Source organism: Blastococcus sp. SYSU DS1024, from assembly GCF_054050795.1.
On the sequence record NZ_JBJHAA010000011.1, the window covers coordinates 96368 to 108690 of the forward strand.

The 12323-nt window shown below is 72.5% G+C and carries 14 protein-coding genes; 7 read left to right on the plus strand and 7 right to left on the minus strand.

Translation table 11 applies throughout. The features are described 5' to 3' along the window. The first annotated feature begins 16 nt into the window (after window positions 1-16). Window positions 17-1474 (plus strand): M1 family metallopeptidase, encoded by a 1458-nt coding sequence (locus tag ACI79S_RS12085; protein WP_456593678.1) that lies wholly within the window; start codon window positions 17-19, stop codon window positions 1472-1474. A 44-nt stretch (window positions 1475-1518) separates the two neighbouring features. Here ACI79S_RS12085 and ACI79S_RS12090 read toward each other — a convergent pair whose 3' ends face one another. Together ACI79S_RS12090 and ACI79S_RS12095 are read right to left on the minus strand one after the other, a co-directional pair. After that, the gene (locus ACI79S_RS12090) at window positions 1519-2253 is read right to left on the minus strand and encodes an FAD-binding oxidoreductase (protein WP_456593679.1); all 735 of its coding nucleotides are present in this window, start codon (window positions 2251-2253) and stop codon (window positions 1519-1521) included. Then, window positions 2246-2854, minus strand: coding sequence for a sulfite oxidase-like oxidoreductase (locus ACI79S_RS12095; RefSeq protein ID WP_456593680.1), 609 nt, complete (start codon window positions 2852-2854; stop codon window positions 2246-2248). The genes ACI79S_RS12090 and ACI79S_RS12095 overlap by 8 nt, the downstream gene beginning before the upstream one ends. Before the next feature lie 170 nt (window positions 2855-3024). On the opposite strand from ACI79S_RS12095, the gene ACI79S_RS12100 reads away from it, so the two are divergent. The 3 genes from ACI79S_RS12100 to ACI79S_RS12110 are packed head-to-tail and all read left to right on the plus strand — an operon-like array spanning window position 3025 to window position 6497. Continuing rightward, window positions 3025-3723: a succinate dehydrogenase cytochrome b subunit gene (locus ACI79S_RS12100; RefSeq protein ID WP_456593681.1), complete on the plus strand. Its 699-nt coding sequence runs from the start codon at window positions 3025-3027 to the stop codon at window positions 3721-3723. A 12-nt stretch (window positions 3724-3735) separates the two neighbouring features. Continuing rightward, window positions 3736-5682 carry a fumarate reductase/succinate dehydrogenase flavoprotein subunit gene (locus ACI79S_RS12105; protein WP_456593682.1) on the plus strand — a complete coding sequence of 649 codons (1947 nt, stop codon included), beginning with the start codon at window positions 3736-3738 and terminating at the stop codon, window positions 5680-5682. Next, window positions 5679-6497, plus strand: coding sequence for a succinate dehydrogenase/fumarate reductase iron-sulfur subunit (locus tag ACI79S_RS12110; protein WP_456593683.1), 819 nt, complete (start codon window positions 5679-5681; stop codon window positions 6495-6497). Before ACI79S_RS12105 ends, ACI79S_RS12110 begins: the two co-directional genes overlap by 4 nt. A gap of 313 nt (window positions 6498-6810) precedes the next feature. On the opposite strand, the gene ACI79S_RS12115 is transcribed toward ACI79S_RS12110, so the two are convergent. From ACI79S_RS12115 to ACI79S_RS12135, 5 genes are all read right to left on the minus strand, one after another. After that, window positions 6811-7716 carry a DUF1028 domain-containing protein gene (locus ACI79S_RS12115; RefSeq protein WP_456593684.1) on the minus strand — a complete coding sequence of 302 codons (906 nt, stop codon included), beginning with the start codon at window positions 7714-7716 and terminating at the stop codon, window positions 6811-6813. 46 nt (window positions 7717-7762) lie between these two features. Next, a complete protein-coding gene (locus ACI79S_RS12120) occupies window positions 7763-8752 on the minus strand; it encodes an LLM class flavin-dependent oxidoreductase (RefSeq protein ID WP_456593685.1) in 990 nt (329 codons plus the stop codon). 85 nt (window positions 8753-8837) lie between these two features. Then, window positions 8838-9455, minus strand: coding sequence for a hypothetical protein (locus ACI79S_RS12125; protein ID WP_456593686.1), 618 nt, complete (start codon window positions 9453-9455; stop codon window positions 8838-8840). Window positions 9456-9561: 106 nt separating this feature from the next. Beyond that, window positions 9562-9903, minus strand: coding sequence for a PspC domain-containing protein (locus tag ACI79S_RS12130; RefSeq protein WP_456593687.1), 342 nt, complete (start codon window positions 9901-9903; stop codon window positions 9562-9564). A 163-nt stretch (window positions 9904-10066) separates the two neighbouring features. After that, window positions 10067-10519: a nuclear transport factor 2 family protein gene (locus ACI79S_RS12135; RefSeq protein WP_456593688.1), complete on the minus strand. Its 453-nt coding sequence runs from the start codon at window positions 10517-10519 to the stop codon at window positions 10067-10069. Window positions 10520-10668: 149 nt separating this feature from the next. On the opposite strand from ACI79S_RS12135, the gene ACI79S_RS12140 reads away from it, so the two are divergent. From ACI79S_RS12140 to ACI79S_RS12150, 3 genes are all read left to right on the plus strand, one after another. Next, complete coding sequence (locus ACI79S_RS12140; RefSeq protein WP_456593689.1) at window positions 10669-11208, plus strand: dihydrofolate reductase family protein; 540 nt, start codon at window positions 10669-10671, stop codon at window positions 11206-11208. 71 nt (window positions 11209-11279) lie between these two features. Further along, window positions 11280-11510 (plus strand): hypothetical protein, encoded by a 231-nt coding sequence (locus tag ACI79S_RS12145; RefSeq protein WP_456593690.1) that lies wholly within the window; start codon window positions 11280-11282, stop codon window positions 11508-11510. Between the two features lie 124 nt (window positions 11511-11634). Then, the gene (locus tag ACI79S_RS12150) at window positions 11635-12135 is read left to right on the plus strand and encodes a hypothetical protein (RefSeq protein ID WP_456593691.1); all 501 of its coding nucleotides are present in this window, start codon (window positions 11635-11637) and stop codon (window positions 12133-12135) included. Window positions 12136-12323: the final 188 nt, after the last annotated feature.

A 12323-nucleotide genomic window follows, 5' to 3' on the forward strand; every position in this document is an offset into this window, starting at 1 on the left:
GCTCGGAGGAGCAGCCATGTCCCGGAAACTCTCGATCCTGACCATGACGACCGTGGTGGCCCTCGGCCTCGGCGCCGGAACCGCCTCGGCCGGCGACGACCCGCCCGGCACGGGGTCCCCCGGCGCCCCCGGCATCGGGGACCCCTACTTCCCGCTGGACGGGAACGGCGGGTACGACGTCGTGCACTACGACCTGGACATCCGCTACGACCCCGCGACCGACGTCCTCAGCGGAGTCGCGACGATCACGGCCCGGGCTCTCCAGGACCTCTCGCGCTTCAACCTCGACCTCGAGGGCATGGAGGTGCGGTCGGTGCGGGTGGGCTCCCAGGACGCGACCTGGGTGCGCGAGGGCGGCGAGCTCGTCGTCACCCCGGACAAGGCCCCCCGGGCGGGGCAGAAGTTCGCCACCACCGTCACCTACGACGGCGTGCCGCAGACCCTCACCGGCGCGCTCGGCACCTCCGGCTTCATGCACACCGACGACGGCGCGATCGTGGCCGGCCAGCCCGACGTCGCGGCCACCTGGTTCCCGGCCAACGACCACCCCCGGGACGCCGCCTCGGTCACCGTCCGGGCCACGGTCCCCGCGGGCCTGGAGGCCGTCTCCAACGGCATCCTGCGCGGCAGCCGCACCGCCCACGGGTGGACCACCTGGGACTGGCGCGCGCAGGAGCCGATGGCCACCTACCTGGTGACGCTGGCGATCGGCGAGTTCGACCTGCGCCAGTACCGCGCCGACGGCATCCGTTACTGGGACGCGCTCGACCCCGACCTGTTCGCCCTCGACCTCGTCCCGGAGACCGAGGGCCCGACCGTCGGGGAGGTGGCCGAGGGGTCGCTGGCCCGGCAGCCGGAGATCGTCGACTTCCTCTCGGGCATCTTCGGCGAGTACCCGTTCCGCGCCGCCGGCGGCATCGTCGACGACCACCCGGAGTTCCAGTTCGCGCTGGAGACGCAGACCCGGTCGGTCTACGCACCGGTGTTCTTCACCGATCCCCTGAACGGCGACCTCGTGGTGGTGCACGAACTGGCCCACCAGTGGACCGGCGACCTCCTGCGCATCGACGCGTGGCAGCACATCTGGCTCAACGAGGGGTTCGCCACCTACGCCGAGTGGCTCTGGCTCGAGCGCGAGGGGCTGTCCACCCCGCAGCAGGAGTTCGACGCCATCGCCGCGGGCGCCCCGCCGGAGTTCTGGGAGCTCACCATCGGCGACCCGGGGCCGGCGACGGAGAACCTCTTCGACATCGCGGTCTACTACCGCGGCGCGATGACCCTCCAGGCGCTGCGGACCGAGGTGGGCGACGAGGCGTTCTTCGCGATCGTCCGGGAGTGGGTCGCGTCGCAGGCCGGCGGCACGGTCACCACCGAGGAGTTCCTCGCGCTCGCGGAGAAGGTCTCCGGTCAGCAGCTCGACGAGTTGTTCCGGCAGTGGCTGTTCACCCCGGGGAACCCGACCGCCACCGGCTGACCCGGCCGCCGTCCCGAGCGGCTGGGGGACCCGGCCGGGGTTCCTCAGCCGCTCGGGCCGAACTGCTCCACGCGGACGTCGGCCGCCGGGATGCCCAAGGTCTCGAGCAGCCGGGTGGCCGCACCGGCGAACGCGGCGGAGCCGCAGACGAAGGCTGTCTGGCCCGGCTCCCACAGCGGCACGAGGTCGGCGGCGGTGAGCCGGCCGGCGGGCCGGATGCCGTGCGGTTCCCGCGTGGTGACGACCAGCGCGCCGGCGGCGACCAGCTCGTCGGCGTAGGGCAGCAGCTCCAGCGTCCGGACCGAGACCGCCATCCGGAGCAGGTCGGCGCGCCCGAGCGCCCGGGCGGTGCGCAGCATCGACACGAACGGGACGACACCGCTGCCGCCGGCGACCAGCAGCGCCGGGCTCTCCGTGTCCCACACGAACCAGCCACCGATGGGGCCGCGCACCTCGAGCACGTCGCCGGGCTCGACGACGTCGGCCAGGTGGGTGGAGACCTCGCCGTCGTCCAGCCGTTCGACGAACAGCTCGACCAGCGGGTCGCCGGGCGCGGAGGCCACCGAGTACGAGCGCTGCGCGGTGTACCCGTCCGGCGCGGTCAACCGGACGACGTAGTGCTGCCCGGGCAGGTGGTCCACCCGGTCGGCGACGTCGAGCCGGAGCTGGACCGACCGGGGAACGGGCCGGCGCACCCCCGCCACGGTCGCCGTCCGCCAGCCCCCGCTGGGTGCACCTGCGACGCCCGCGCCCAGGACGACGGGCTCCGGCTCAGTCACCCTGGTACCGCTGCTGCCGCCACGGGTCCCCGCGGTCGTGGTAGCCGTTCTGCTCCCAGAAGCCGGGCTGGTCGCGGGCCAGCAGCGTCAGCTTGCTGATCCACTTGGCGCTCTTCCAGAAGTACAGGTGCGGGACCAGCAGCCGGACGGGACCGCCGTGCTCCGGGGTCAGCGGACGGCCGTCGAAGTCCCAGACCAGCCACGCCTTCCCCCCGGTGACGTCGGCCAGCGGCAGGTTCGTCGTGTAGCCCGTCTTCGACGTCGCCATCACGAACTGCGCCTCGGCGGTCGGCCGGGCGGCCTCCAGCAGCGTGTCGACGCTGATCCCGGAGAACCGGGTGTCGAACTTCGACCACGTCGTGACGCAGTGGATGTCGCCGCGGTACTCCGACGGCGGCAGCCGGTGCGCCTCTTCCCACGACCACGTCGTCGGCGACTCCACCTTCCCGTCGACGGTGATGCTCCAGGTCTCCGGGGAGATGCGCGGGGTCGGTTCGGCGGTGAGCACCGGCCAGTCGGCGCCGACGTCGTACTGGCCGGGGGGCAGCCGCGGGTCGCGCTCGCGACGGCGGCCGAGGAATCCACGCGTGGAGGTGGGCACGAGCACACGATCCCCCACCGGAGGCTGCAGGACCACCGCCCCCCGCCCCCGACGTGCAGGGATGCCGGGAACCGCCTCCCGACCCGCGGTGAGGGTCGCCTTACATGAGCCGTGTCACCTCGTGTTGGCTTGGTGGCAAGCACCGTGTAGTCCTAGCGTGGGGACTTGTGGTGACGGTGGAGCACGCGCAGCGCAGGACCCCGAAGGTTGCGAAGACCAACTCGGTCTTCAAGAAGGCCGTGATGGCGGTCAGTGGCCTCATCATGGTGCTGTACCTGATCGCGCACGTGATCGGGAACTTGAAGGCCTTCTCCGGCGCCGAGGCGTTCAACTCGTACTCGGGCTGGATCCGGACGGTCGGCAACCCGGCGCTGCCGGGCCAGACAGCGCTCTGGACCATCCGGATCGTGCTGCTGGTCGCGGTGGTGGCGCACTTCTGGGCCGCCGTCTCGCTGTGGCGCCAGGCCAAGCGGGCCCGCCCCCAGGGCTACGTCACCAAGAAGGCCACCGCCCAGAGCTACGCCTCCCGGACGATGCGCTGGGGCGGCGTGATCATCGGCGCCTTCATCATCTACCACGTCCTCGACCTCACCCTCGGCGCGGTGAACGCCGAGGGCTTCGACAGCACGCCGTACGAGCGGCTCGTCGCCAGCTTCCAGAACCCGTTCGTCACGATCTTCTACGCCATCTCGGTGATCCTGCTGGGCATGCATCTGCGGCACGGCATCTGGAGCGCCACGCAGACCCTGGGCCAGAGCAACCGCCGTCGCGAGAAGACCGTCAGCCTCTTCGCCGTGGCGTTCGCGACGGTCATCACCCTCGGCTTCCTGCTCGTGCCGTTCTCCGTCCTCTTCGGGCTCATCGACTAAGGAGCTCCCCAGATGCCTCTCGAGCTGTTCACCGTCGGCGAGCCGATCGCCGACACCAAGGCCCCCACCGACGTCCCGATCGGCGAGCGCTGGAGCGAGCGCAAGTTCCGCGGCCGCCTGGTCAACCCGGCCAACCGCCGCAAGATGACGATCATCGTCGTCGGCACCGGCCTGGCCGGCGGCTCCGCCGCCGCCACGCTGGGCGAGGCCGGCTACAAGGTGAAGTCGTTCTGGTACCAGGACAGCCCGCGCCGCGCGCACAGCGTCGCCGCGCAGGGCGGGATCAACGCCGCCAAGAACTACCGCAACGACGGCGACAGCGTGCACCGGCTGTTCTACGACACGGTCAAGGGCGGCGACTTCCGCTCGCGCGAGAACAACGTGCACCGCCTGGCCGAGGTCAGCGTCAACATCATCGACCAGTGCGTCGCGCAGGGCGTGCCCTTCGCCCGCGAGTACGGCGGCCTGCTCGACAACCGCTCCTTCGGTGGCACCCAGGTCTCGCGCACCTTCTACGCCCGCGGCCAGACGGGCCAGCAGCTGCTCTACGGCGCCTACCAGGCCCTCGAGCGGCAGATCGCGGCCGGCACCGTCGAGCAGAACGCGCGCACCGAGATGCTCGACCTGATCGTGGTCGACGGCCGCGCCCGCGGCATCGTCGCCCGCGACCTGGTCAGCGGCGAGATCAGCACCCACTTCGCCGACGCCGTCGTCATCGCCAGCGGTGGCTACGGCAACGTCTTCTACCTGTCCACGAACGCCAAGGGCTCCAACACCACGGCGATCTGGCGGGCGCACAAGCGGGGCGCGTACTTCGCCAACCCCTGCTACACGCAGATCCACCCGACCTGCATCCCGGTCAAGGGCGACTACCAGTCCAAGCTGACCCTGATGTCGGAGTCGCTGCGCAACGACGGCCGCGTCTGGGTGCCCAAGGAGCGCGGCGACGACCGCGACCCGCGGGACATCCCCGAGTCCGACCGCGACTACTACCTCGAGCGCCTCTACCCCTCGTTCGGCAACCTGGTGCCCCGCGACATCGCCTCGCGCCAGGCCAAGAACGTGTGCGACGAGGGCCGCGGCGTCGGCCCCGGCGGCCTGGGCGTCTACCTGGACTTCGCCGAGGCGATCGAGCGGCTGGGCCGCCCGGCGGTCGAGGCAAAGTACGGGAACCTCTTCGACATGTACGCCCAGATCACGGGCGAGGACCCCTACTCGGTCCCCATGCGGATCTACCCCGCCGTCCACTACACGATGGGCGGTCTGTGGGTCGACTACGACCTGCAGTCGACGATCCCGGGCATGTTCGTGATCGGTGAGGCCAACTTCTCCGACCACGGCGCGAACCGGCTCGGCGCCTCGGCGCTGATGCAGGGCCTGGCCGACGGCTACTTCGTGCTCCCGTCGACGATCAGCAGCTACCTCGCCGACGGCCCGTTCGAGAAGGTCGACGAGAGCCACCCGGCCGCCGTCGAGGCGCTGACCGGCGTGCAGGAGCAGGTGCAGAAGCTGCTCAGCATCAACGGCAACCGCACCCCGGCGTCCTTCCACCGCGAGGTCGGCCAGCTGATGTGGGACCTCTGCGGCATGGAGCGCACGGACGAGGGCCTGCGCAAGGCCATCGACCGCATCCAGGAGATCCGCCAGGAGTTCTGGACCAACCTCAAGGTCACCGGCGACTGGCACTCGTTCAACCAGACGCTTGAGCACGCCGGCCGGGTCGCCGACTTCATCGAGCTCGCCGAGCTGATGTGCATCGACGCGCTGCACCGCCGCGAGAGCTGCGGTGGGCACTTCCGGGCGGAGAGCCAGACCCCCGACGGGGAGGCGCTGCGCGACGACGAGAACTTCGCCTACGTCGCAGCCTGGGAGTGGACGCCGGAGGGCCAGCCCCCGGTGCTGCACCGGGAAGACCTCGAGTACGAGTACGTCCACCTCGCCCAGCGGAGCTACAAGTGACAGCCACACACGGTGCCACGCGCGCCGGCGCCGGCACCCCCGGCGCGGAGAAGCGCGGCATGAACCTGACCCTGCGCATCTGGCGCCAGCAGGGGCCGACGGTCAAGGGCAAGATGGTGACCTACAAGATCACCGACATCTCCCCCGACATGTCGTTCCTCGAGATGCTCGACGTGCTCAACGAGCAGCTGATCATGCAGGGCGACGACCCGGTCGCCTTCGACCACGACTGCCGCGAGGGCATCTGCGGCATGTGCGGCGTGATGATCAACGGCCAGGCGCACGGGCCGCAGCAGACCACGACGTGCCAGCTGCACATGCGGTCGTTCGCCGACGGCGACACGATCGACATCGAGCCGTGGCGGGCCACCGCGTTCCCGGTGATCAAGGACCTCGCCGTCGACCGGCGCGCGTTCGACCGGATCATCCAGTCGGGCGGCTACATCAGCGTCCCCACCGGGACCGCTCCGGAGGCGCACGCCACCCCGGTGCCGAAGGCCGACTCGGACGCCGCGTTCGACGCCGCGACCTGCATCGGCTGCGGCGCCTGCGTGGCGGCCTGCCCGAACGCCTCCTCGATGCTGTTCACCGCCGCGAAGGTCACCCACCTCGGCCTGCTCCCGCAGGGGCAGCCCGAGCGCAACGACCGGGTGGTCAACATGGTGGCCCAGCAGGACCGCGAGGGTTTCGGTGGCTGCACCAACATCGGTGAGTGCTCGGCCGCCTGCCCCAAGGGCATCTCGATGGAGACCATCTCCCGGCTCAACCACGACCTGCTCGGCGCCCTGCGCGCCGGGGCACGGCCGAAGAGCTGATCCGGGCCGCACCCGACGCGGTGCGGTCGCACGCGACAGCCCCTCCCCGGCCACCGGGGAGGGGCTGTCGCGTGCTCGGGGCGCCGGCGCGCTGCCACATCCCCGGCGCCGGCTCCCACCTGCTCACCCGACGTCTGGCCGCACCACGGCGCGGCCAGACGTCGGGCGGGGCGGCTCGGCCCACGTCGTCGTCAGCGCGCGGGAACCATCCGTCCAGGGCGCCGGCGGCACGCGCGGTCCGGCTTCAGCTCGGTCACCGGTAGCGCGGCGCGTAGGCCAGGCTGGAGCAGCCGGTCCGGGGGCGCCGGGAGCGTCAGGCGGGAGGCACCGGCGGGATGATCCGGTCGACGACGTCGGCCGGCATCAACCCTGCCTTGCCGAAGCGGCTGGCCGCTTCGATGAACTGCGGCGCGGAGGCGGCGAGGTCGACCAGCATGCCCCGGGCGTCGTCCTCCCGCCCGGCGAGGGCCGCGACGACGGCCCGCCACATCAGCTGGTCGGGCTCGGTGACCGGGTCCATGGGGCGCAGCAGCTCCAGCTCCCGGTCGGCGGTGACGGGATCCCCGTCGATCGCCTGCTGGAAGGCACGGACGACGTCCTGGTAGCGGGCACGGGTCACGGTCAGCTCGGCCAGGGCCCCCAGCGGGTCCGGGGAGTCGTCGACCCGCAGGTCGACCACCATGTCGTGCCAGGGACGACCGGTCGTGGTCGCGCGGACGACCATGATGGCGGCCGACCGCCTCCCTCGGAAGTCACCACCGGCCTCTTCCCCCGCCACGAGGGCGTTGAGCAGGCGCTGCGCGAGCGGGCCGGCGGAGCCCTCGAACCGTTCCACCATCGCCTCCCACACCGCGGGCGAGCTCGCCATGTTGGCCAGCGCGAGGCAGTTCTCGCCGATGAGGTGACCGGCGGCATCCACGCAGCTGGTGCCCGTGTACACGGCGAAGTCGCCGGCGAGACCGAGGACGGCGACCTGACGGCGCTCGGGCTGCGGGTCGACGCTGCTGAGCGCCGTCAGGACCTCCTGGGCGGTGAACCCGCCCCGCAGGAGGTCGAGACCGACGGCGCCGTACATGGGCTCGGCCATCGACTGCGTGGCGATGACCCCGTGCCCCGGGAGGGCGAAAGGAACGCTGTTGCCGACCGCGAAGGCCTGCGACTGGGTGGCGACGCCCATCTCCCCGGTCTCGGGGTCACGGGCCACGATCGAGTAGGTCACCGCGGCGGCCTACCCGCGGCTCCCCGGGACCCGAAACACCGGTGCATCACAGTGCGCGGTCCCCCACGGCCTGGGCCAGCAGCTCCACCGACCGCAGCCGTCCGTCGAGGGACGCCGACTGGTGGGCGACGATCAGCTCGTCGGCGTCGGCGAGCTTCACGAAGCCCTCGAGGTGGTCGCGCACCTCGGCCGGGGTGCCGACGGCGGTGTGGGTGAGCATGGTGGTGACGTGCTGGCCGGCGCCCTGGGCGAGCAGCTGGTCGGCCTGCTCGTCGGTGAGCGCCCGGCTACGGCCGAACAGGCCGACGGCCAGGTTCCGGCGCACGGCCTGCAGCTGCTCCTGGGCGGCGGCGGTGCTGTCGGCGGCCACCACGTTGACGCCGGCGATGACGTGGGGCTCCGCGAGCTGCTCCGAGGGCTTGAACTCCCGCCGGTACGCGGCGACGGCGGGCTCGAGCATGGCCGGCGCGAAGTGCGAGGCGAAGGCGTAGGGCAGCCCCAGGGCGGCGGCGAGCGTGGCGCCGAACATCGAGGAGCCCAGCACGTACAGCGGCACGCGCGACCCCTTGCCGGGGATGGCGTCGACGCCGGGCACCCGGCTCTCACCGGCCAGGTAGGCCTGCAGCTCGAGCACGTCCTGCGGGAAGCTGTCGGCCGAGCGCGGGTCCCGGCGCAGCGCGTACATGGTGTTCTGGTCGCTGCCCGGGGCGCGGCCCAGCCCCAGGTCGATGCGGCCCGGGTACATCGCGTCGAGCGTGCCGAACTGCTCGGCGATCGTCAGCGGCGAGTGGTTGGGCAGCATGACGCCGCCCGCGCCCAGCCGGATGCTGCTGGTCTGCGCGCCGACGTGCGCGATCAGCACGCTGGTGGCCGACGAGGCGATCGAGGGCATGTTGTGGTGCTCGGCGTACCAGACGCGCGCGTACCCGTGCTCCTCCGCGCGCTGCGCGAGGGCCACGCTCGCGGCGATGGCGCTGCTCGCGGTCTCCCCGCGCGGGATGGGTGCCAGGTCGAGGACGGACAGGGTGGTGCTCATGTGCGGTACGAGGCCTTTCACGTCGGTTGCCCAGCGCAACGCCGCCGGCCCACCACGGCTTCCCGCCCGCTGCCTCCCGGTCCGGTCAGCGGCTCTGCAGCGCGTCCAGGGCCACGGCCATCGCCGCCGCCACCCGGAAGTCCAGGCGGTGATCGGGGACGGTCACCGTGTAGTGGTCGCGCAGCGCGATCCGCTTCTGGCTGCTCATCACGACCGCACCCGTCCGGCTGTCGGTGAAGTCGAAGTGGAAGAGGAAGGGCACCGGGATGTTCTCCAGGAACGGGATGAAGTTCCACACCCGGCGCAGCACCGCGATGAACCGGTTGCGCTCCTGGCCGACCGCCTCGACGCCCGGCGCGGAGACGTGCCAGGTGGAGCGCAGCAGGCTGGCCCCGAAGTCCTTCCTGAAGTAGCCGATGGGCTGCCCGTGCTCGTCGAGGACGTCGTGCTCGGCGCCGACGTCGAGGCGCTGCCGGGCCTTGAACGAGAACACCCGCCGGCTCTTGCCCGCGTCGGCGAAGAAGACGACCTCCTCGCGCAGCCTCATCCGCTTCTGCTCGGCCAGGGCGAGGAGCCGTCCCTCGCTGCCGTCCGGGTTGGCCGCCAGCACCTCGTAGCGGTTGACCATCATCGTGACCCGCTGCCGGACGAAGAACTGCGGGACGACCATGGGGGCCGGCGGGTGCCCGGAGGGGACGGTCACGGGGCGCTCCTTGCGCGTCGGGGGGCTGCGGTCGGCCCATCCTGTCGGATGGGCACCCCCCGCGGGCCGGCGCCGACCGCCGGGTCGGCCCACGGGTGGGCGGAGCTCACCGCGGGGATGCCGACCGCCGACCGGTGAGGGTGTCGTGCAGCCGCTGCACCTGCCGCTCCAGGGGGCTGGGGATCTCGTCGCTGCGGGCCGGGCCCGACGGCATGAGCACCCACAGCAGCAGGTAGACCAGGATGCCGGCGCCACCGGCGACGGTGAGGCCCACGAAGCCCACCCGCCAGAGGACGGCGTCGATGCCGGTGTAGTCGGCCAGGCCGCCGCACACCCCACCGGCCATCTTGTCGGTGGTGCTGCGCCGGAGCTCCGGCCGTCCCGGGGAGGGCTGCTGCTCCGCGCCGGGGGTGTCCGCGGGGGGAGGGAGGGGAACCGAGTTCGTCATGCCACGAGCGTGCCGCCCGCACCGCCCGGCGGACATCCGGTGACACCCGGAACCGCCCCTGGTTCCACGCTCAGGGTCGCCCCGGTGGCGATGCCCCGGTGGGATGCCACCTACGACCGCAGCGGCGTGCCCTCCACGGTGACGACCGAGCCCTGACCCCGCCTCAGCGGAGCGGGAGCGGGGTCGTGTCGCCGTCCTCCCGCGGGCCGAGGATCCAGCGCTCCTCGAGGGCGATGGGGACGTCGTTGATGCTGGCCTCCCGCCGGCGCATGAGGCCGTCCTCGGCGAACTCCCAGTTCTCGTTGCCGTAGGAGCGCCAGGTGCCGCCGTCGGCGTCCTGCCACTCGTACTGGAACCGCACCGCGATGCGGTCGTCGCTGAAGGCCCACAGCTCCTTGCGCAGCGCGTAGTCCAGCTCGCGCTGCCACTTGCGGGTCAGGAACTCCACGACCTCGTCGCGGCCACGGAGGAACTCGGCGCGGTTCCGCCACACCGTGTCCTCGGTGTAGGCCTGCGCCACCCGCTCCGGGTCGCGGGTGTTCCACGCCTCCTCCGCGGCGCGCACCTTCTGCCGGGCGGTCTCCAGGGTGAACGGCGGGAACGGGGGGCGGGGCACGCGGTACCTCCTCGGCGCAGCGGTGGCCGCCGGCCGGCCACCGGGTGCCAGCCTGCCGGTCGGAGGCGGTGACCCGCACGCCGACCGATGAGATCGGCGGGTCTTCCCCGTCTAGGTTCTCGACGACCGCTGCACCGAAGGAGACCCCCGTGGGACGCATCGCCGCTGCTCTGTTCACCACCGTCGACGGCTCCGCCGAGCGCCCCGACCTGTGGCACGGCCCGTACTTCGACGAAGCGATGGGCCAGGCGATGGACCGGCACCTGGGCCGCTGCGAGGCCTACCTCATGGGCCGCGTGCTGCACGACCAGTGGGCGCAGTACTGGCCGGGCAACGACAGCGACGAGTTCGCCGACTTCATCAACCCCGTCCGGAAGTACGTGCTGTCGACGACGCTGGAGGGCTCCGACTGGGACGGGACGACGGTGCTGCGGAGCCTGGACGACGTGCGGGCGCTCAAGGACGGCACCGAGGGCACCATCGGCATGTCGGGGAGCCTCACCACGGTGCGGTCGCTGCTGGCAGCCGGCCTGCTCGACGAGCTGGTGCTGCTGGTGGACCCGGTCGTCGTCTCCGGCGAGCGGCGCTGGACCGACGAGCTGGGCCGCACGCCGCTGGAGCTGGTGTCCTCCGAGGCGCTGCCGACCGGGGTGCTGCACGTGGTCTACCGGCCGGCCGCCGAGGGCTGAGACGCCGCGTCGCCGTCCGCTGTTCGGGAGGACGTCACCCGCCGGACATCTCGGGTGCCCACCCTGGCGCCATGACGGCGAGCCTCTTCGTGATCGGCATCCGGGTCGGGTGGATCGGGCGTGATGTCGACGCGGCCGGCCGCGGGGGGGCCGACGACGTCGTCCACGCCGTCGCCAAGCCGGTGGTCGACGGGCTGGAGGCGTCGCTCTGCGGCCAGCTGGTGCGCGCGACCGCCGCGCAGGACTGGCCGGTGCAGCACGGGGCCGCCCGCTGCGAGGAGTGCGCCCGCCTCGCCGGCTGATCCCGGGGGCCGTGGTGCGACTGTTACCGGGGCGCTCCCCTGCCGTGTGCGCGCCGCTCTCCCGCGGGTCACCAACCGGGCGGAGCCTGGTGGTGTCCGGACGGAGACGATCCAGGAGGAAGCCATGACCACGCCCGCAGCGAAGCCGCCGGCCGCGTCCGCCACCGAGCCGAAGAACCGCAAGCAGTCCGACGACGACGCGCCCGGCACCGAGCCGACGACGTCGGAGCTCGACGAGCTGGCCCGCACCCGCGACGAGGCCGAGGACCGGGCCCGGGAACTGCTGGCCGCCCAGGTCCTGCAGGAGGCCCGCAACGGGTCCCACGACGAGCGGGCCCGACAGCTGGTCCTCGCCGTCCGCCGCGACCTCCTCGTGGAGCTGCGCGAGCAGGAGCAGGAGCAGGCCCGCCGCCGGCTCGCCGCGGCGGCGGACAGCAGCGAGGACGCCGTCGTCGGCCTCGTGCAGGGGGTGACGACGATCGTGCGCAGCTTCGTGCCCGCCGTCCTCGTCCGGCCGGAGGAGGTCATCGAGACCACGTACGCCCTGGCCGACCAGGGGCTGCGCGTGACCCACCGGCTGGCCCTGACCCTGACCGGGAGCGTGCGCGGACTCGTCACGACCTGACGGGGCGCGCCCCGTCGGCGAGGGCCGCCGGGCCACCGCCCGGCGCCCCTCGCCGCCGCAGGGGCCCGATCCACCACCCCGCGGACCCGTCTCCCCTACTGTGCCGGCGTGCTCGACGCCCGCGAGAGCTCACGCCCCGCCCGGTCGCCCTGTCACACCCTCGGCGCGGCCGGTGTCTCCATGTCGAC